At 65.3% G+C, this 20,628-nt stretch carries 16 protein-coding genes and 2 pseudogenes; 14 read left to right on the top strand and 4 right to left on the bottom strand.

Annotated features, from left to right (window positions below):
* Window positions 1-6 precede the first annotated feature (6 nt).
* The 3 genes and pseudogenes from actP (at window position 7) to I6F38_RS06750 (ending at window position 3,206) form a co-directional block, all read left to right on the top strand.
* Window positions 7-1,645, top strand: a pseudogene (gene actP / locus I6F38_RS06760) (cation/acetate symporter ActP).
* A 37-nt stretch (window positions 1,646-1,682) separates the two neighbouring features.
* Entirely contained in the window at window positions 1,683-3,038 is a 1,356-nt protein-coding gene (gene fahA / locus I6F38_RS06755) for a fumarylacetoacetase (RefSeq protein ID WP_225159576.1), read from the top strand.
* 15 nt (window positions 3,039-3,053) lie between these two features.
* A complete protein-coding gene (locus I6F38_RS06750) occupies window positions 3,054-3,206 on the top strand; it encodes a hypothetical protein (protein ID WP_225159574.1) in 153 nt (50 codons plus the stop codon).
* Here the strand turns inward: I6F38_RS06750 and I6F38_RS06745 are convergent.
* Complete coding sequence (locus I6F38_RS06745; protein WP_225159572.1) at window positions 3,169-4,245, bottom strand: AraC family transcriptional regulator; 1,077 nt, start codon at window positions 4,243-4,245, stop codon at window positions 3,169-3,171. The genes I6F38_RS06750 and I6F38_RS06745 overlap by 38 nt on opposite strands.
* 249 nt (window positions 4,246-4,494) lie before the next feature.
* Here I6F38_RS06745 and I6F38_RS06740 point away from each other — a divergent pair, with 249 nt between their 5' ends.
* From I6F38_RS06740 to I6F38_RS06705, 8 genes and pseudogenes are all read left to right on the top strand, one after another.
* Window positions 4,495-5,262, top strand: a complete 768-nt coding sequence (locus I6F38_RS06740) for an enoyl-CoA hydratase/isomerase family protein (protein ID WP_092083035.1) — start codon at window positions 4,495-4,497, stop codon at window positions 5,260-5,262.
* Window positions 5,263-5,264: 2 nt separating this feature from the next.
* Window positions 5,265-6,476, top strand: a complete 1,212-nt coding sequence (locus I6F38_RS06735) for a CoA transferase (RefSeq protein ID WP_225159570.1) — start codon at window positions 5,265-5,267, stop codon at window positions 6,474-6,476.
* Between the two features lie 582 nt (window positions 6,477-7,058).
* A complete protein-coding gene (locus I6F38_RS06730; RefSeq protein WP_225159568.1) occupies window positions 7,059-7,466 on the top strand; it encodes a hypothetical protein in 408 nt (135 codons plus the stop codon).
* Window positions 7,467-7,476: 10 nt separating this feature from the next.
* Window positions 7,477-7,740, top strand: a pseudogene (locus I6F38_RS06725) (helix-turn-helix domain-containing protein); the annotation flags it as partial.
* Between the two features lie 215 nt (window positions 7,741-7,955).
* Window positions 7,956-9,206, top strand: a complete 1,251-nt coding sequence (locus I6F38_RS06720) for an acetyl-CoA C-acetyltransferase (RefSeq protein WP_225159566.1) — start codon at window positions 7,956-7,958, stop codon at window positions 9,204-9,206.
* Window positions 9,207-9,224: 18 nt separating this feature from the next.
* The gene (locus tag I6F38_RS06715; protein WP_225159564.1) at window positions 9,225-10,007 is read left to right on the top strand and encodes an SDR family NAD(P)-dependent oxidoreductase; all 783 of its coding nucleotides are present in this window, start codon (window positions 9,225-9,227) and stop codon (window positions 10,005-10,007) included.
* A 32-nt stretch (window positions 10,008-10,039) separates the two neighbouring features.
* Entirely contained in the window at window positions 10,040-10,807 is a 768-nt protein-coding gene (locus tag I6F38_RS06710; protein ID WP_225159561.1) for a crotonase/enoyl-CoA hydratase family protein, read from the top strand.
* 122 nt (window positions 10,808-10,929) lie between these two features.
* Window positions 10,930-12,090, top strand: coding sequence for an acyl-CoA dehydrogenase family protein (locus I6F38_RS06705; RefSeq protein WP_225159559.1), 1,161 nt, complete (start codon window positions 10,930-10,932; stop codon window positions 12,088-12,090).
* 37 nt (window positions 12,091-12,127) lie between these two features.
* Here I6F38_RS06705 and I6F38_RS06700 read toward each other — a convergent pair whose 3' ends face one another.
* Window positions 12,128-12,805 (bottom strand): GntR family transcriptional regulator, encoded by a 678-nt coding sequence (locus I6F38_RS06700; protein ID WP_016844644.1) that lies wholly within the window; start codon window positions 12,803-12,805, stop codon window positions 12,128-12,130.
* A gap of 147 nt (window positions 12,806-12,952) precedes the next feature.
* On the opposite strand from I6F38_RS06700, the gene I6F38_RS06695 reads away from it, so the two are divergent.
* The 3 genes from I6F38_RS06695 to I6F38_RS06685 all read left to right on the top strand — a co-directional run bounded on the left by I6F38_RS06695 (window position 12,953) and on the right by I6F38_RS06685 (window position 18,444).
* A complete protein-coding gene (locus tag I6F38_RS06695) occupies window positions 12,953-16,354 on the top strand; it encodes a molybdopterin-dependent oxidoreductase (RefSeq protein WP_225159556.1) in 3,402 nt (1,133 codons plus the stop codon).
* Window positions 16,355-16,407: 53 nt separating this feature from the next.
* A complete protein-coding gene (locus I6F38_RS06690; protein WP_225159554.1) occupies window positions 16,408-17,862 on the top strand; it encodes a TIGR00366 family protein in 1,455 nt (484 codons plus the stop codon).
* 360 nt (window positions 17,863-18,222) lie between these two features.
* Window positions 18,223-18,444 (top strand): hypothetical protein, encoded by a 222-nt coding sequence (locus I6F38_RS06685; protein ID WP_225159553.1) that lies wholly within the window; start codon window positions 18,223-18,225, stop codon window positions 18,442-18,444.
* Between the two features lie 9 nt (window positions 18,445-18,453).
* On the opposite strand, the gene I6F38_RS06680 is transcribed toward I6F38_RS06685, so the two are convergent.
* Complete coding sequence (locus I6F38_RS06680) at window positions 18,454-19,179, bottom strand: formyltransferase family protein (RefSeq protein WP_225159635.1); 726 nt, start codon at window positions 19,177-19,179, stop codon at window positions 18,454-18,456.
* Between the two features lie 38 nt (window positions 19,180-19,217).
* Window positions 19,218-20,576, bottom strand: a complete 1,359-nt coding sequence (locus I6F38_RS06675; protein WP_225159551.1) for a hypothetical protein — start codon at window positions 20,574-20,576, stop codon at window positions 19,218-19,220.
* Window positions 20,577-20,628 lie beyond the last annotated feature (52 nt).

Genomic DNA, 20,628 nt, shown 5'->3' with positions numbered 1-20,628 from the left:
GCGGCGATGGCCCAGGGCGCGCCCGCCGCGGGGGCGCGTGGGCCCGACTGGATCGCGATCGGAATGTTCCTGATTATCGTCGCCGTCACGCTCGTCATCACCTGGCGCTCGGCCGGCAGCACCGGATCGAAGGCGGGCTTCTACACCGCCGGACACGCGATCACGCCTGCAGAACGGTCTGGCGACCGCTGGCGATTTCCTGTCGGCGGCCGCATTTCTCGGCATATCCGCGCTGGTCTACGCCAACGGCTTCGACGGCTTCATTTACGCGCTCGGCTTTCTCACGGGATGGCCGATAGTGCTGTTCCTGATGTCGGAGCGCATGCGCAATCTGGGCAGCTACACCTTCGCGGATGCCGCCGCGTTCCGCCTGCAGCGGACGCCGGTCCGGCTCGTCGCCGCGACCGGAAGTCTCGTCGTTGTGCTGTTCTACCTGATCGCGCAACTGATCGGCGCGGGCAAGGTGATCCAGCTGCTTTTCGGCATCAACTACATCTTCGCCGTGCTCGGCGTCGGCGTGCTGATGATCCTTTATGTGATCGTGGGCGGCATGCAGGCGACCACTTGGGTTCAGATCACCAAGGCGGTGCTGCTGCTGTGCGGCGGAACGCTGCTCGCGCTGGCTGCGCTGTGGCATTTCGAGTTCAGCCTCGGACGGCTGCTGGAGGCCGCAAGCCACGTCCATCCCAAGGGAGCCGCTATTCTGGTCCCCGGCGGACTGTTCGCCGAACCGGTGTCCGCCATCTCGCTCGGCCTCGCGCTGGTGTTCGGCACCGCCGGCCTGCCGCATATCCTTATGCGGTTCTTCACGGTGAAGGACGCCGCCGCGGCCCGCAAATCGGTGTTCTATGCGACGGCCTGCGTCGCGTATTTCTGCTGGATCATTCCGGTGCTGGGCTTTGCCGCCGCAGCGATCCTTATGACGGATCCGAGCTATTTCAATGTCGCGGCATCCGGGCAGTTCAACAAGATCGCCGATCTGGTCGGCGGGCCGAACATGGCGTCGATCCATCTCGCCCACGCGATGGGCGGTCCGCTGCTGCTCGGATTCATCTCCGCGGTGGCATTCGCGACCATCCTTGCCGTCGTCGCCGGCCTGACGCTCGCCGGCGCCTCCGCCGTCAGTCATGACATCTACGGCCAGGTGCTGGCCGGCGGCAAGGCATCCGAAGCGCGCGAACTGCTGGTCTCGAAGGTCTCGGCTGTGGCCATCGGCGTCGTTGCGGTTCTGCTGGCCTACGCCTTCGAGAACCAGAACGTGGCGTTCATGGCCGGACTTGCGTTGTCGGTGGCCGCGAGCTGCAATTTTCCGGTGCTGGCGATGGCGATGTTCTGGCGTGGCACCACGACGCGCGGCGCCGTCGCCGGCGGTCTCGCGGGCCTCGTCGCGTCGGTCGTGCTGGTCGTGCTGAGCAAGACGGTCTGGGTCGCCGTCCTCGGCTTTCCGACGGCGCTGTTTCCCTACGACAATCCGGCTCTGGTCTCGATGCCGCTCGCCTTCCTGTTCGTCTGGCTGTTCTCGGTAACGGATCGCAGCGAGCGCGCTGCGCGCGAACGCGAGGCGTTTGCGGCGCAGTTCATCCAATCCGAGATCGGAACGGTTTTGGCCAGCGAACGCCCGGCTCTCGCAGCCGCGGCCTCGTGACGATGGACGGCACGGATCGAGGAACCTGGAAGACGGCATGACCAACGCAGTTCAACTCGACGAGACCCACGACCCGGCACGGCGGAGTTTTGTCGAGACGGCAAACGGCGGCGCGACCGACTTCCCGATCCAGAATCTGCCGCTTGGCATCTTCAGCACCGCGGCCGATACGCAGCCGCGGATCGGCACCGCGATCGGAGATTTCGTCTTCGACCTGAAGCGAGCGCTCGGTTCCGATGAGCACCTCGCGGCGCCGATCCGCCAGGCGCTCCAGCAAGGCACGCTCAATGCGCTGTTCGCGCTCGGACCTATGGCGATGCGGGAGCTGCGCCGCGGCGCCGCCGATCTGCTGGGGCAGGGCAGCGCGGCCAATGACACCAGGCGCCGCGCCTCCGAATTGCTGACGTCGATCGCGGATGCGACGCTGCATCTGCCCACACGCATCTCGAACTACACGGACTTCTACGCCGGCATCTATCATGCGCGGGCGGCGGGCGCGCTGCTGACGCCGGAAAATCCGCTTCCCGCGAACTACAAATGGGTGCCCATCGCCTATCACGGCCGTGCCTCGTCGGTGCAAGTGGGGCGCGGGATGGTGCGACGGCCACTCGGGCAACGCCCGCCCACGGTGGCGGGCGCAGCGCCGGGCTTTGGCCCGTGCGAACGGCTGGATTTCGAGCTCGAGATGGGCTTCTACCTCGCTGCCGGCAACCGGCTCGGCAATCCCGTCCCGATCGCCGAAGCATCGCAGCAGATCGTCGGCTATTCGCTGCTGAACGACTGGTCGGCGCGCGACATCCAGCGCTGGGAGATGTTTCCGCTCGGACCGTTCCTCAGCAAGAGTTTTGCCACCTCGGTGTCACCGTGGGTCGTCACGTCGGATGCGCTGGCGCCGTTCCGTGTCCCGGCGCTGGCACGGCCGGACGGCGATCCGCGTCCGCTCGACTATCTGTTCGACGCGGCCGATCAATCGCACGGCGGACTCGATGTCCACCTCGAGGTCCTGCTCTCGACCCCGCAGATGCGCGCCGCGAACCAGCCCGCCGCGGCGATTCTCACATCCAATGCCAAATACCTGTATTGGACCCCGGCGCAGATGATCGCGCATCACAGCATCAACGGCTGCAATCTGCTGCCGGGCGACCTGATCGGCACTGGCACCATTTCGGGGCCTAGCCCGGCGCAGCTTTCGAGCATGCTCGAGTTCACCGCCGCCGGATCACGGCCGGCCGTGCTTCCGAGCGGCGAGCGCCGCGGCTTCCTCGAGGACGGCGACGAGGTTACCTTCCGCGGCCGCTGCAGCCTGGAAGGTTTTGCGAGCATCGGCTTCGGCTCATGCGTCGGCAGGATCGGGCCGGCGGACGCCGTCATTGCCGGAAACAACCATGCCTGATGGCGGGAGGGTGATATGGCGTGTCAATCGCTGCTAACCTACGCACAGCTCCAGAACGCGGCGCTCGATCCAGACGACTTCCGCTTCGGACAGCTCCTGACATTGGCGGTCGGGTTATCGCTGCTGCTGATCACGCGTCTGGCGACACTGCTGGCCGCTGCGCTGTAGGGTGACGGAAGTCCGACGGCGAGCGGTTGGTCCACTTCTTGAACGCCTTGCGGAAGCTGGTAGCGTCGGCAAAGCCGACACGCTCGGCGACCTGATCGATTGCCAGATGGGTGTTCTCGAGCAACTCCGTCGCAATCGACTGCCGCATCCCGTCGACGATCGACTTGAACGACTGCCCGTCCTCCGCCAGCCTGCGGTGGAACGTTCGCAGCGACAGCCCGAGCTTGGATGCGATCTCCGGCGCGCCCGCAAATCGGCTGGGGCTGTTGAGGCAGGCGGCTCTGATCCGCCTTACTAGCTCGGATTCGCCGGGATGCTCGGTCAAGACGACGTCACAGAGCTGCTGGCAGATCTTCGCGGTGATCGGGTTTGCATTGGGGCAGGGCAGATCGAGCACCTTGGCATCGAAATGCCATTCCATGCGATCGGCGCCGAAGTCGATCGGGCAGTTGAACATCCGCTCGTAGTTGCGCCAGTGCACGGGTGCGGCAAACGGAAAGATCATCCTCTTGCTCGGGAACGGCGACTCGAGGATGCGGCTGAACACCGCGGTCATCGAGCTGCGCCAGAATTCCGCGGCGAACGGCAGCAGCTCGCCGAGCGGGTCGAGCCCATGGCTGCGAAGGATCGCGGTCGTCCCGTGCTCGATCCGGAAGCTGATCTGCCTTACTGCCGGCCCGGCCATGGTGATGTGATCGAGCGAGAACATCAGCGCTTCGCCGAATGTCCGGCTCGACACCAGCGCATAGCCGTAAATGCCGTAATCGCTGATGCGCTGCCGAGCGCCTGCGAGCAACCCTATATCGGAGCGCTTCGCCAGCCGCATCGCGTTGCGGTAGATCGCCAGCCGCTGGCGGTGCGAGATGCGAGCGTGGGGATCCTCGAGCTGGGAAGCATCGAGACCGGTCCGTGCAAACAGCTCCCGAACCGACACGCCCTGCGCCGCCAGCTCGGCGGCCAGCGCGCCGAGTCCGAGCAGGCTCTGCGTCGGCGCATCGGGGTCGCTCGAGATCGGCATCACGATCTTGATCGGCTTCATGGCACTTCCTCCACGTCCGGCTGGCACAGATTGACAAGCCGACGAACGGCTCTTCCGGCCGTTTGGCAATTTTCGACATCATAATTGGCAGAGCTTGACGTTGTCACGTTTGTTATGACGGACGACATTCAAATCATCAGAACAGCGGGATCTGCGCCGGGCAGGCCCGCAGCGAGGAGACGTCTGACCGCCGTGACGCTGCGTCGAAAGCGCTGCCGGCCGGCTTTTGTATCGAGCGGAGGGAACCTGATGACGACAGTACTTCACGAGATGGACGGCAAGGTTGGCGTGGTGACGCTGGCGAAGCCGCCGCACAATTTGCTCGACGACCAGCTCATCAACGATGTGGTCGGCGCCTACCACGCGGTGGTTGCGGCCGGCTGCCGCGCTATCCTGCTGCGTAGCTCGATGCGGCACTTCTGCGCCGGCGCGGAGATGGCGTCCTGGGGAATCGGCACCAAGCTGCACACCGATCAGGCCGGTCTCGAAAAAATCTGGCGTAGTCTCGAGGATGTACCGGTTCCCACGGTTGCCGCCGTCAATGGCGGCGTGCTTGGCGGCGGGCTTGAGCTCGCGCTGACCTGCGACATGATTATCGCAGCGAACACCGCGTTCCTCGGCCAGGTCGAGGTTGCGGTCGGGTTGCTGCCGCTGCTCGGCGGCACGCAGCGCATCGCGCAACGCGCCGGCATCGCGCGGGCCAAGGAGATCGCGATGCTCGGCCGCCGTCACACTCCCGAGGCGTTCGAACGCTGGGGCATCATCAACCTCGTCGTCCCGGAAGCCGAATTGGGCGCGTCATCGATGACCATGGCCCGACAGCTCGCCGCCGGCCCGACCAAGGTCATCGCGGGCATCAAGATGCAGGCGAACCTGCAGGCGCGCGGCGGCGTCGCCGCTGCCGACGCGCGACAGGTCGAGATCAACGACATGATCTGGAAGGCCAGGGATCGCCAGCGCGGCGCCGACGCCTTCTTCGCGTCGGGCCCGGCAACAGCTGTCTTCGAGGGAGACTGACGATGTCGGCTGCGCCTCTTCAGGGATTGCGGGTGGTCGATTTCACTCGCGTGCTGGCCGGTCCGCATTGCACCAAGGCGCTGCGTGACCTCGGCGCCGAGGTCACCAAAATCGAGCCGCCGTCCGGCGACATTGGCCGCGCCGGACTGCCTTACGTCGGTGGTATGGGTCTCTATTTCGTGCAGCAGAACGCCGGCAAGCGGAATCTCAGCATCGATCTGAACTATGTTGAGGGACGCGAGATAGTCACCCGCCTGTGTAGGGGGGCCGACGTCATCGTCGAGAATTTCCGTCCCGGCACCTTGGCGCGGTTCGGCTTCAGCTACGACGACGTCCGTGCCTTCAACCCCGGCATCATCTATGTCTCGCTGAGCGGCTACGGGCAGTCGACCTCCTGGCGCAACCGGCCGGCCTTTGCGCCTACGGTGCAGGCCGAGACCGGCCTGACCTCTATCGTGCAGGACCATTTCGGTGCGGCATTGTCGGAGCCACGCGGCGATTCGTGCAGCCATGCCGATGTCTATACCGGGCTGCAGGGCGTGATCGCCGTGCTCGCCGCGCTCCAGCATCGCAACCGCACCGGCGAGGGACAGCACGTCGACGTGTCGATGGCTGCGACGATGCTGTCGGTCAACGAGCGCGCCGGCGCGATGATGTCGGGGATCGACACCGACGGCGAGCCTATCGCGCTGTCGGCTAATGAGTCGCACATCTTCGAGATGTCCGACGGCACCCGCCTGACGATCGCCGCCAGCCCGATCTATTCACCGATGTTCACGCGCTACTGCGCGATGATGCGGCGAAGCGATTTGCTGGCCGATGCCCGCTACGCCACCGCCAGCCTGCGCCGGCAGAACCTCGCGCCGTTGCTCGCCGAAATCCGCGCCTGGATTACGACGTTCGAGAATCTCGAGCAGTTGCAGGCGCAAGTCAGTGAAGCCGGGCTCGCGGTTGGGCGCGTGCGCACCGTCAACGAGTTCGTGGAGACCGATTGGGCCAAGGAGTGGAATGCCGTGGTCGAGGTCGATGACCGGGCCGGCGGATTGGTCCGAATGCCGGGCAATCCCTGGATCTTCAGCCGCTCGGAACTGCCGTCGCCCGGCACGCCGGCCTATCAGGGCGAACACAATGAAGACGTCCTTGGCCAGCTCGACTTTGCGCCCGAGAGGATCAAGGATCTGCAGTACCGCAACATCCTGCTCAGCCGGCGATAGGCGGAGCTTGTCCGGGCATGGCAAAAAGATCGCTTCAATTGGATGGAGGAGGAATCCGACGACATCAAGCGATCCTCTCCGACCTTCTCGGCACTTTCCGCAACCGACATTTCGCGACGCGAGCCTCCCCAGGCCGGCAGCTAACTGGTTCCAACCCTCTCGCAGTGGCTTTAGGCCACGGCGCCCACCAAGCTTTCATAGCTTAGGTTCGCCCTCGTAACGGTCATCCCGGCCAGCGGTCGCGTCTGTTCCGGCAACCGCTATTGGCTGCTTCCTCACGCCGCTTCCTGATCCCTGCTCTCATGCTTGCGCGTGCGTTTCGCCGCGGCTGGCAAATTGTCGGGGCATGTCCGCTATCGCGCGCGGAATTTCGATCGCCGTTCGGCAGCGGTCTGAATTTGGCGAAGTTCATCACGACAGGTCCCCGCGATCACTGCGCTGACAGGCGTTGGGGTGAAGGTGCGGGCTGAGCGCGGGGCGCCCTGCGGCGAGGGCGGTTGACAGCGGAGAGCGCCCACTTTAATCACCTGACTAATTAATCAATTAATTAAAGCCCAAAACCCTAGGGAAAGAATCCGCCTGATGCTGGCCGGCCAGAGACATCCGAAGCTGCTTGCCCCGCGCGGTCGCGGCTTCATTTGGCTGGAAAACCAGGTGTTGGTGCATTCCGTGCGCAGCGGCCTCGAACAGGCTGAGAATGACCTTGTCGAGCAGGCCGCACGCTTTGCCGAGCGCAGCGTCGGTGTGATCACCGCGGGCAGACCGAACGCCGGAGCGACCGGCCATCGCGTCAGACCGTCGATCCCGGAAAAACCCGTGCAGCACCGCTGCAGCCGCCCACGCGGAGCGCGCCGCGGACCCCTGCCGCCAAATCCCGCACATCAGTTCGGGCGCGCGAGCGATGCGCGCCCCGGCAGTAATGTCGCGGATCGGCGTCTGCCGCCCGAAGCAGAGTGGGCTTCGTTCACCCGTATGGAAAATGAGGAGTGAGGCGTAAACGATGGGACGTCGATCTGAGGTACTGATGGCGCAAGAGACTGCCGGCACGGACAACCGGCGCGTGATCCAGGTGGTGTCGCGCGCATTCGACATCGTGCGTTGCTTCGAAGGTCGAAGCATACGCCTGGGAAATCGCGAAATCGCCGATCGCTGTGGTCTTCCCCGATCGACGGTGTCGCGTCTCACCTTGACGCTTACCCAGATCGGCCAGCTGATCTATCTGCCGCAAGAGCAGAAATATGCTCTCGGTCCCCACGCCGCCGCGCCCGGCGCGCCGTTGTTTGCGCAGGATTGCGATAAGTCTGCTTGCGCCGACGAGCCGCAACTCCGGCAGGTGCCGCGCTTCGGGTACTTCGAAGATCAGCGCAACTCGAATGCCGAGCCGCTTGCGGTAACGCCACACCGTTGATGCCTCGCGGAAACGGCTGGGACCACCGGCACGAGCGCAACTAACTATACATTCGAAGCAGAGGGAAACGCATGTCTGAAGCATACATCATTGACGCTGTTCGCACGCCGCGGGGCATCGGCAAGCCGGGCAAGGGGGCGCTGTCGCACCTGCATCCGCAGCATCTGGCCGCGACGGTGCTCGGCGCGCTCAAGGAGCGCAACAAGCTCGATACGTCGACCGTCGATGACATCATCTGGTCGACATCGACTCAGGAAGGCAAGCAGGGCGGCGATCTCGGACGCATGTCGGCGCTCGCGGCGGGCTACGACATCAACGCCAGCGGCACGACGCTGGATCGTTTCTGCGGCGGCGGCATCACGTCGGTGAACCTCGCGGCAGCGTCCGTGATGTCGGGGATGGAAGATTGCGTCATCGCCGGCGGCACCGAGATGATGAGCTACCAACAGACCCTGGCAGCCGAGCGCTCCAAGGCCGGGCAGCCGGCGCGGATGATGGGTTCGGGCAATCCGGCGCTCGACGAGATTCACCCGCAGTCGCACCAGGGCGTGTGCGGCGACGCCATCGCGACGCGCGAGGGGATCAGCCGCGAGGCCTGCGATGCACTGGCGCTGACGAGCCAGCGGCGCGCCAAGCGGGCGATCGATGAAGGCCGCTTCGCCAAGTCGGTGATCCCCGTCCTCAACGACGACGGCAGCGTTGCCCTCAATCGCGAAGAATTCCCGCGTCCGGAGACCACGGCTGAAGGCCTTGCTTCGCTGAAGCCGAGCTTCGAGCAGCTTGCCGATTTCGACCTCGGCAACGGCACGACGTTCAAGAAGCAGATCCAGCGCCGCTATCCGGACCTCGAGTGGAAGGGCGTGCACCATGCCGGCAACAGCTCGGGCGTGGTGGACGGCGCCGCCGCGGTGCTGATCACGTCGAAGGCATATGCCGAGAAGCACGGCCTCAAGCCGCGCGGCCGCATCGTGGCCTATGCCAACCAGGGTGACGATCCGACCCTGATGCTCAACGCGCCGGTTCCGGCGGCCAAGAAGGTACTCGCCAAGGCCGGCCTGACCAAGAACGACATCGACGTCTGGGAGATCAACGAGGCCTTCGCGGTCGTCGCCGAGAAGTTTATCCGCGACCTCGAGCTGGACCGCGAGAAGGTCAACATCAATGGCGGCTCGATCGCGCTCGGCCATCCGATCGGCGCGACCGGATCGATCCTGATCGGCACTGCGCTCGACGAGCTCGAGCGCAGCGGCGGACGCTATGGCCTGGTCACCATGTGTGCCGCCGGCGGCATGGCACCGGCCATCATCATCGAACGCATGTGATCGCGAAGGGATATTGCCATGAAACTTGACTCATCGGTCGCCGCCGTCGTCACCGGCGGCGCTTCCGGCCTTGGTGCTGCCACCTCGCGCGCGCTGGCTGCGCAAGGCGTGAAAGTCGCGATCTTCGACTTCAACGAAGAGAAGGGTGAAGCCATCGCCAAGGAAATCGGCGGTGTGTTCTGCAAGGTCGATGTCACCTCGGACGAGCAGGTCGATGCGGGCTTCGCCAAGGCCCGCGCCGCGCATGGCCAGGAGCGCATCCTGGTGAACTGCGCGGGCACCGGCAACGCGGTGAAGACCGCGGGCCGCGACAAGAAGACCGGCGAGCCCACCCACTTCCCGATCGACGCCTTCAACCGCATCATCCAGATCAACCTCGTCGGCACCTTCCGTTGCATCGCCAAGTCGGCGCAGGGCATGCTGTCGCTGTCCCCGCTGGAGCACGGCGAGCGCGGTGCGGTCGTCAACACAGCCTCGGTCGCGGCCGAGGACGGGCAGATGGGCCAGGCGGCCTATTCAGCCTCGAAGGCCGGCGTGGTCGGCATGACCTTGCCGATCGCGCGCGACCTGATGGCCGAGGGCATCCGCGTCAACACCATCCTGCCGGGAATCTTCAACACCCCGCTGCTGCAGGGCGCCCCGGAAAACGTCAGGGCCGCGCTCAGCGCGTCGGTACCGTTCCCGAAGCGTCTCGGCATGCCGGAGGAATATGCGCAGCTCGCGCTGACCATGATCACCAACGGCTACTTCAACGGTGAAGACGTCCGTCTCGACGGCGCCATCCGCATGGCCCCGCGCTAAGCGACCGCGCACGGCAACAGGAGACGAGAGCTATGTCCGAAGAAACTCCGGTCCTCACTGAAGTCCGCGGACCGATCCTGATCATCACCCTGAACCGGCCGGAAGCGAAGAACGCGGCCAACCTCGCCCTCTCCAAGGGCGTGGCCGCAGCGATCGACCGGCTCGACGCCGACGATGCCTTGAGCGTCGGCATCATCACCGGCGCCGGCGGCACATTCTGCTCGGGCATGGACCTCAAGGGGTTCCTGAAAGGCGAGCGGCCGTCGATCCCCGGCCGCGGCTTCGCCGGCCTGACCGAGGCCCCGCCGAAGAAGCCGCTGATTGCGGCTGTCGACGGCTACGCGCTCGCCGGCGGGATGGAGATCGCGCTGTCGTGCGACATGATCGTCGCCAACCGCAACGCCAAGTTCGGGATCCCCGAGGTGAAGCGCGGACTTGCGGCAGCGGCCGGCGGGCTGATCCGCATGCCGCGCCAGATGCCGTTCCGTGTGGCGATGGAGTTCGCATTGACGGGCGAGTTCTTCGGCGCCGAGCGCGCCTATCAGCTCGGCATCATCAACCGCGTGACCGACGGTCCGGCGCTCGACGCCGCGGTCGAGCTCGCGGCAGCGATCGGTGCCAACGGCCCGCTCGCCGTGAAGGCATCCAAGCAGGTGATCGTCGAATCCCGGCTCTGGCCGGAAGATGAGATGTGGAAGAGGCAGCAGGAGATCGCCGGTCCTGTCTTCGTATCCGAGGATGCCCGCGAGGGCGCGGCTGCCTTTGCCGAAAAGCGCGCGCCGAACTGGAAGGGCAAGTAGGGCATCGCCTGTTTCGATGACGGGGCGTCGGTTTTGATTGAAGCAGAACCGACGCTCCAATTTTTTGTACCGGAGCCTCGACACATGCCGGCGGTTTCCATGACAGCGCTATTGGGTGATTGATGCGCAGCTTTACCGAAGACCAGGTCATTTTCCGCGACTCCTACCGCAAGTTCCTCGCCAGCGAAATCACGCCCCATATGGAGGCGTGGCGGGAGGCCGGCATCGTCGACCGTAGTGCGTTCAAGAAGGCCGGTGACCTCGGCTTCCTGATGATCTGGCCCGAGGAAAAATATGGCGGAATGGGCGACGAGGACTTCCGCTATGAGCAGATCATCATCGAGGAGACCGCGCGCTCGGGCTGCAAGGGCTGGTACAACACGCTGCACAGCCGCTTGGTCGGTCCTTATTTCAAGCGCTTCGGCACCGAGGAGCAGCGCGACCGATTCCTGCCGAAATGCGTCAGCGGCGAGACGATCCTGGCCATCGCGATGACCGAGCCGGGCGCGGGCTCGGACCTTGCCGGCATGCGGACCACGGCGGAAGACAAGGGCGATCATTTCCTGCTCAATGGCTCGAAGACCTATATTTCCAACGGCATCAATTCTGACGTGGTGATCGTGGCGGCCAAGCTCACGGGCGCCGAGAAGAAGCATGCCATGGTGCTCCTGATCGTCGAGCGCGGCATGGAAGGTTTTGAGCGCGGCCGCAATCTCAAGAAGATGGGCATGCCGGCGCAGGACACTGCCGAACTCTTCTTCAACAATGTGAAGGTGCCCAAGGCCAACGTGCTGGGAGAACCCGGCAAGGGCTTTTACTATCTCATGGAAGGCCTTGCCGAGGAGCGGCTGATCTCCGCGGTCGGATCGATCGCCAATGGCCGCAAGGCGTTCGACATCACGCGCACTTACGTGATGGACCGCAAATTGTTTGGCCGGCCGCTTGCCGAACAGCAGAACACCCAGTTCCGCATGGCGGAGATGGATGCCGAAATCGATCTCGTGCAGGTCTATATCGATCACTGCGTGGCCGAGCACAATGCCGGACGCCTGACCAGCAACATGGGCGCCAAGGCCAAGATGATGTCGTCGGAGGTCGAGTGGAAGATGCTCGATCTGGGCGTCCAGTTGCACGGCGGCGCAGGTTACATGGATGAATATCCGATCAGTCGCATGTTTACCGACGCGCGCGTCAATCGAATCCTCGCTGGAAGCTCTGAAGTGATGCGGCTGATCATCGGCCGCGATGTCTTCTCGGAGCAGTACAAGAGCATTCTGGACTAGCCGGTCAGCACGACCGGCTAACTGCCTCCGTTCCGCATCAGCCGCGGGCCTGCCGCAGCGGCTCGCGCGCATGCTCCTTCGAGCGCAGCAATGCATCGACGAAGATCGGCTCCCAGGAGCGGATGTGAGTGCGGAGCAGGGCGGTCAGCGCCTCGGTCTCGCCGGCGAGCGCCAGCTCGATCAACCGATAGTGCTCGGGCACTGACGCTTGCTGCCGCTCGTGGCCGGCGCGGGAGCTGATGCCGTAGAGCCGCATCTTGTCGCGCAGGCCCATCACCGTGTCGGTCAGCAGGTCGTTGCCGGCGGCCGCGATGAACTCGCGATGATAGTTGCGGTCGGCTTCCAGATAGAGCTGGACGTCGTCGGTCTCGACGGCCCTGGCGATCTGGTCGGCCCAGCCGCGTACGATTGTTAGATCCTTCGGCGGATTGGCGGCGACCAGCACGGCGGCGTGCAGCTCGAGCACTTCGCGCATGTCGAACAAGTTGCGCAGTTCGGTCAGCGTCGGCTCCACCACCTTGAAGCCGCGGTTGCGCATCGGCTCGACCAGGCCGCCGCGGCTGAGCTCGAGCAGCGCCTCGCGCACCGGCGTTGAGGAGACGCCGAGGCTCGCCGCGAGACTCGGCACCGAATACATCGTGCCCGGAAGGCTCTGCCCGGAAATGATCTCGGCCCGCACCCGCTGCAGCACCTGTTCTCGCAAGTTCTGGTCCATGGGTGGTCGTCGCCGCCTCTCGTTGGGAACTCCGATTCGTTCCTGACTGAGTATTACTTAGCCTTGACGCGGCCGGTAGCGTATGACGTAAATGTGTAACGCATTACAGAAATGCGTCACGTGGGGCGATCGGACAGTGAGACGGCGGTGAAACAGCGGCTACCCGGCTATTGCACGCTTTGTCGCTCGCGCTGCGGTGCCGTCACCGTGGTCGAGGATGGGCGTCTTGTCGGTGTAGAGGTATTGAATAACCACCCGACCGGCGGCGCCCTATGCGCCAAGGGCCGCGCGGCCCCAGAAATCGTCGCCAGCCCGCGCCGGCTGACCGTCCCGCTCAAGCGGACCCAGCCGCGCGGTGCCGCCGATCCGGGCTGGGTCGAGGTGTCGTGGGACGAGGCGTTGACCGAGATCGCCGCCCGGCTCGGTACGATCCGCGCGGAGAGCGGCGCTGAGGCGGTGGCGTTCGGCGTCACCACGCCGAGCGGTACGCCGATGGTCGACAGTTTCGAATGGGTCGAGCGCTTCATCCGCGGCTTCGGCAGCCCCAATCTGATCTACGCGGTCGAGATCTGCGGCTGGCACAAGGACTATGCGCACGCGCTGACCTTCGGCCGCGGCATCGGCTTTCCCGATTACGACAATGCCGATGCGATTATCCTGTGGGGTCACAATCCCGCGCGAACCTGGCTCGCCCAGGCAACGCGGATCGCCGATGCGCGGCGGCGCGGCGCCAAGGTCGTGGTGGTCGATCCCAAGCCGAACGGCTCGGGGCAGCAGGCCGATCTGTGGCTGCGCATTCGCCCGGGCGCCGATGGCGCGCTCGCGATGGGGGCGATCCGTCACCTCGTCGCAACCGACAGCTTCGATGCGGATTTCGTCAGCGCATGGACCAATGGATCGCTGCTGGTCGATCGTGCGACGGGACGCTTCCTGCGCGCCGACGCGTTGTGGCCGGATGGCGCGCCGGAGGCCTTCGTTCGTCTCGATGCGTCGGGCGCGCCCGTGCCTTGCGACACGCGTTACGTGCCGGAGAGCTGTGGCCAGCTGCGTGGCGCGCTGCAGGTCCGCACACGCGACGGCCAGATGATAGCGACGGCTACCGCGTTTGAACTGCTCGTCGAGCGAGCCGCGCCTTACACGCCGACGCGCGTCGCGGAGCTGACCTGGCTTCCTGTCGAAGACGTCGACGCGTTCAACTCACTGCTCGCTCGCCGGCCACGGCTCGCCTATCATTCCTGGACCGGCGTCGGCCAGCACACCAACGCGACCGCGATCGAGCGCACGATTGCAACGTTGTATGCGCTGACCGGCGCTTGCGATCGGCCCGGCGGCAATCGCTGGCCGGTGCCGCCGCCGACCCGTGCCCTCAACGACTACAATATCCTGTCGCCGGAGCAGCAGGCGAAGGCGCTGGGCATTGCCGAACTGCCGCTCGGCCCGCCGGCCAAGGGCTGGATCACGGCGCGCGACTTCAGCAGGGCGGTGCTCGACGGCGAGCCCTACCAGGTGCGCGCGCTGGTCGCCTTCGGCACCAACTTCGTCGTCTCGCAGGGCCATTCCGAGCGCAACCGCGCCGCTCTGAACGCGCTGGAATTCCAGGTTCATATCGACATGTTCATGAACCCGACCGCGGAGAGCGCCGATTTCGTGCTGCCCGCCAGCACGCCGTGGGAGCGCGATGCGCTCAAGATCGGATTCGAGATCACGCAGGAAGCAGTCGAGACCGTGCAGTTTCGCCCGCGCATGGTCGAGCCGGTCGGTGCAGTGAGGGCCGATTACGAGATTGCCGCCGCGCTCGCGCTCAGGCTCGGGATGGGCGATTTGTTCTTCGGCGGCGACATCACGGCCGGCTGGAACTATCAACTCGCGCCGCTCGGCATCGGTGTCGAGGATCTGCGCGCGCACCCCGAAGGCCGCCGCTTCCCGCAAATCTTCCGCGATGAAAAATACGCCGTGGCGCGCGAGGACCGAACGGTTGCCGGATTCTCAACGCCGACGCGCCGCGTCGAGCTTTATTCCGAGCTCATGCTGGGACACGGGTATGATCCCTTGCCCGACCATGTCGAGCCGGTCGGCAGCCCGCTCACGGCAGCGCCGGATGCACGCTTTCCGCTCGTGCTTTCCACCGCCAAGAGCGGCTGGTTCGTTCACTCCTCTTATCGGCACGTTGCCTCGCTGCGTCGCAAGTCGCCCGATCCGGCCGTTGAGATCAGTCCGCATCTCGCCGAGCGGCGCGGCCTTGCCGAAGGTGACTGGGCCGTCGTGGAGACGCATGGCGGTGCCGTGCGCCTGAAGGTACGCCTCAATGCGGCGCTCGACGATCGGGTCGTGGTCGCCGAATTCGGCTGGTGGGAAGACTGTCCGCCGCTCGGCCGCGAGCGTTCCGCGACGGCAGGCATCCACACCCGCAACATCAATGCCGTGCTGCATGACGATGCGCGCGATCCGGTCAGCGGCTCCGTCCCGCTGCGCGCGATCGTCTGCGACATCAGGCGCGACGGCGTTGCCAGTCGTGGCCTGTGGAGCGGTCAGCGGCGGTTCACGGTCGGCGCGCGTCGCGCCGAGGCAGCTAATGTCATCGCGCTCAACCTGGTGCCGCTTGACGGCGGTCCGCTGCCCGACTTCCTGCCGGGCCAGCACGTGATGGTCTCGCTGCCCGGCGCAACGGAGGCGCGGGCCTACTCGCTGACCGGAACGGGTGATCTGCCGCATACGCTGTCGATTGCGGTGAAGGGACGTTTCTTCAATGAGGCACCGAGCGGCGACGCGCCGCTCTTCATGCCGGATCGTCTGCATCGCCTAGCCGTCGGAGACGAGGTTGTCCTGGAGCCACCGGGCGGCATCTTCACGCCGCCATTGAAGGGGCCGCGGCCGCTGATCTTCCTCGCCGCCGGCATCGGCATCACGCCGTTCATCAGCCATCTCGAAACGCTGCAACGGATTGCACCACAAGATCGCGTTGGCGAAATCCTGCTGCTGCATGGCTGCCGCAGCAGCCGGGAGCATCCGTTTGCCGAGCGGCTTGCGGAGCTGGAAGCCGGCACCCCAGGGCTGAAGCGTGTGACGTTCTATTCCGCGCCGTTCGCGCAGGACCCGATCGACTCGCATGCGTTGCGCAAGGGGAGGGTTGATCTCGGACAGGTCAAGCCGCTGTTGCCGCGCCGGCCGCTGGTCTACATCTGCGGCTCGCCGGAATTCGTTGCGGCACAGATCGCGGCCGTGACGGCGCTCGGCGTGCCGCGCTTCGACATCTTTGCCGAAAGCTTCGTGTCGCCGCCGTCGGTACCGAGCAATCTTGCGCCGCGCACCATCCGGCTTGCGGGCAGCAAGAAGAGTTTTTCCTGGGCGCCGGAGCAGGGGACGCTGCTTGATGCGGCGAGTGCGGCGGGCGTCGCGCTGCCGAGCGGCTGCCGTGTCGGGCAATGCGAAAGCTGCGCGGTTCAGGTCGTCGATGGCGAGTTCACCCATCTCGGCGCTGTCGATGGCAGTGAGGGACAGTGCCTTGCCTGCCAGGCTGTGCCGCTGACCGATCTCACGCTCGCGCTTTGATGACCAAACACGATTGAAGGCTGTAACCGCGTTATCGGAAGGGGATCAGATTGATGACGAATGCAACGCACGATCAAACCGTGAGCTTACGAAAACCTGTCGCGGACAACATCATAGCGCGATTTTCGCAAGCCCTGGTGGCGTTTGCGGAGCGCTGGTTTCCGGATGCCTACGTCTTCGTCCTGATCGCGGTGATTGCGGTCGCGATCGGCGCGATCCTGCATGGCGGTTCGCCGCTCGCCGTCAGCCGCGCGTTTGGTGACGGGTTCTGGAACCTGGTTCCCTTCACGATGCAGATGGCGCTGGTCGCGATCGGCGGCTATGTCGTGGCGATGTCGCCGCCGGTGGCGGCCGTGCTGGCGCGGCTCGCCAGCGTGCCGAAGACCGGGCGCGGCGCCGTGGTCTTTGTCGGCGTGCTCAGCATCTTCCTGTCGCTGCTGAACTGGGGCCTGAGCCTGATCTTCTCGGGTCTTCTGGTGCGGGAGATCGCTCGGCGCACCGACATCAGGCTCGACTACCGGGCGGCCGGCGCCGCCGGCTATCTCGGGCTCGGCTGCGGCTTCACGCTCGGCATCACGTCATCAGCTGCGCAGCTGCAGGCCAATGCCGGCAGCATCCCGGCGTCGCTCCTGCCGATCACCGGCGTGATCGGTTTCTCGGAAACCATCCTGACCTGGCAGAATATGGTCACCGTCGCGATGGTGACCGTGGTCTCTGCTGCGATCTGCTATTTCACGACGCCGGCGCCCGAGCAGGCCAAGACGGCGGAAGACCTCGGCGTTGCGCTCGGCAATGATCGCATCGAGGCCAGGAAGCCGGCGCGTCCGGGCGACTGGCTGGAGTTCAGCCCGCTGCTGACGATCCTGATCGCGCTCCTTGCCGCCGGCTGGTTGTGGCAGACGTTCCAGTCGGGCAATCCGTTGATCACGCTGTCGGGCCTCAACACCTATAATTTCGTCTTCCTCATCCTCGGCATCGTGCTGCACTGGCGTCCGCGCAGCCTCATCGAGTCGTTCTCGAAGGCGATGCCGAGTGTCTCCGGCGTGCTGTTGCAGTTTCCGTTCTACGCCGGCATTGCGCAGATCCTGACCAAGGTCCCGAACAGCAGCGGCACGACGCTGTCGGACACGATCGCGCACTGGTTCGTCGGCGCCTCCAGCAATTCCACCGTGTTTTCGTTCCTGGTCGGAATCTATTCGGCGCTGCTCGGCTTCTTCGTGCCATCGGCCGGCGGAAAGTGGATCATCGAGGCGCCCTACATCATGAAGGCGGCCAACGACATCGGCGCGCATCTCGGCTGGACGGTGATGGTCTACAACATCGCCGAGACGCTGCCGAACTTCATCAACCCATTCTGGATGCTGCCGCTGCTCGGCATCCTCGGCCTGAAGTCGAAGGACCTGATCGGCTACACCTCGGTGCAGTTCTTCATCCACTTCCCGATCGTGATGCTGCTGGCGGCGATCCTGATGGCGACCTTCAGCTATCACCCGCCGATCCTGCCCTGAGCGACCTTGGCCGGGCACCGGGATGCACGGTGCCCGGCCAATTCAGCGCTCCACGACCGTCACCACCAAAACTGTGCTGTTTTTCCGCTGGCCGCGAATGAGGCGTCGCGCCGGGCTCTTATCTTTGGTCAGCCATTTCATTGACCGCCGCGCGGTTCGGCCGGATATTGCTGCGCGATACCCCGCGTTGTTCAAGGCCACCGCAATGAGACACGACCACCGCAGCTTGATGTGCGACATGCGAAGCCGCATGCAGCATCGCTGCGTCTCGGCGGCGACCGGCGTCTGTTGTTGATCGCTCCAACAAGTCAAGCACCCGACAATCAGACAGGAGCGCCGTCGTCCGGCGATCGAACACGCATGTCCCAAGCCCAAATGTCTCAAGCCTATGTCATCGAAGTATCGGATCGGACCGCTGGTATCGTCGTCAGCGATAGCCGTGGCTTCTGCTTCTTCTCCTCGGATCGCGCCTTTGACGGTCTCGACGGTGGCTATTTCGGCTCCGCGCGCGCCGCGGAGCGCGCGGTGAGGGCGCATTTGCAGCGGCACCGCGAGGTCCGGGGCCGTGCGACGCGCGGTTGAGGCCGTTTCTCAGGAGGCCGCGGCAAGAGGCGGCGAGACCACCTGCGGCGCCTCGGGCACCTGCATGGTAGTCGTTGCCAGCTGGAAGCGGATGCCGTGCAGCGAGCAGGTCAGCGGGATGTCGCGAAAGTCGTCGTGGAAGGCGCGGATCCGGCGCGCCAGCTCGCCGGCGCTGATGCCGGCGGGAAGCTCGCACATCTCGCGGTACATCCGCCGCGTGCTCTTGATTCCGCACCAGGCGATCTCCAGTTCCGCCAGCGGCATGGGATTGCAGGCGAGATCGCGCGACATCCGCCAGAACAGATGGGCAAGCCGCACATAGGCGATCTGTTCGAGCCCGCGCGCGCTGATCTTGTCGGGAATGATGAAGGTCTCGACCCCGACGATCGGGCCGGAATCGACGCGCGCGGCCATCACATGGGCCGTCGCGCCGAAGGTGCGGGCACCGTCATAGAGCGCGAAATGCGCCGGCGCCCAGCCGGGATATTGCGGCGGGCCGGGATGGAAATTGTAGGCGCCGTGGCCGAGCGCCGCCAGAATGTGCTCCGGCACGATGACGCTGGTGGTGAAGGCCAGCAGCCGGGCCTCGCGCAAGACCTCCGGCTCGATCGCGGCGAGCTCGTCGGCGGTCACCGCGCAGCGGAACGACAGCGCCGGATTGTGCGCCTTCAGCAGCTCGGTGAGCGCGAATTGCTGGTCGGCGACGCCGGTAAGAAGGATGATTGTCTTCATGATGTCGATGTCCTTCCCTTGCTCTGTCTTTCCAGCATTCATCAGCCGCGCTGCCCGGCCATCACGACGACGCTGCCGGCATCGCGGGACTGGCCCACGGTGCGGAACAGATCGGCCGGCAGCGCCTGCCACGGCGCGATCTCGATGATGCGGTGGTTCGCGCTTTTCGCGGCCGATTTCGCCGCGCGGATATCGTCCTGCCAGGGGCAGAGTGCGAGCTCGAGCCGGCCGAACCCGCCGCAATCGGCCGCGAACGCGCCGGTGACCGCCTCGATGCTGGCAGCCATTTCGTGCGCGTCGCTGGTCGCGATATCGCGCATGATCACGGTGATCGCACCATGCGAGTCCGCCTGCGACCGGATCACGATCATGGCGTCACGGCCGCCGCTGCGGCTGGCGCGCCGCGCGGCCCGCATCGCGACGCCGAATTCGGCGTCCGGTCCAAGATCGCTGCTGTGGGTGGGCAGGTCGTGAACGATCGTGGTGTGGCGGGGCGTGCCGGCGTCTTCGGCCGGGGCGTGGTATGAGCGCGGCAGCCAGACGGTGTCGAGCGCCATCTGCGACGATGTCAGGCTCCAGGCCTGGTCGAGCAAATAGCCCTCCCAGACCGCGGGATAGGCGCTCGCGATGTGATGCCAGTTGCGCAGCACCGCTTCGGCGGCGGGCGAACGGCCGAGATAGAGGGTGCGCGCCGACATTTCCCACCGGTTCCATTTGTGAAGCGCGATGTCGCATGCGAGGGACGACGGCAGCATTGGCGGCTCGCTGAGGACTGCGTCGGCCTCGATGAACAGCAGCGGCTCGCGATGCTGCTCCCACATCCGCAGCAAGAAGGCGGATTTCTCGCTTGCGCGCATGTGCTCGCCGGCTGCGGTGTCGATCGGTGCGATATCGCAGGGGATCCGAAATTCGGCCAGCTTGTCGCGGAGGGCGCGGGCATGGTCGTCGCCGCAAGCGCGGGAATAGCAGGAGACCACGCGCAGCGATGCCTCGGACCTTGAGCCTTGCTCGGGCGCGATCGGGCGCCAATTGAGGCCGCCCCACCACATCTCATGCGGGCCATCGAAACTCGGCCCGATCGTTCCGAAGTCGGTCAACTTGGATTTCAGGAAGTCGAAGGCGGGATTCTCGCCGAAGGGGACGACGACTGCGCAGTCGGCGCGAAGCGACCGGTAAAGTATCTCGGCGGCGGGGCCGCTCGGCGGCTCGACGAGGATGATGACGCCATGGTCCCTCGCCGGCGCCGAGCCGGCCTGATGGACGACCGCGGGTCCGAGCCGCTCCGACAACCATGCGAGCCGCCGGCGCTGCGCCGCGCTCATCCGGATGCCGTTCGCCGCCAGCAATTGGTCGAAGTTCGTCTGCAAGCCGTCCGCTTGCGCCGTGTCAACAGAAATCATGCCCGCACTACCCCTCGTTAACCTTCTACGTGCGGGGAGGCCGGATCAGGCG

This window comes from Bradyrhizobium sp. BRP56 (assembly GCF_020194035.1).
Classification (GTDB): Bacteria; Pseudomonadota; Alphaproteobacteria; order Rhizobiales; family Xanthobacteraceae; genus Bradyrhizobium; species Bradyrhizobium australafricanum.
Note: the sequence above shows the minus strand (reverse complement) of the source record. Positions and strands in the feature narration are given on the sequence as shown.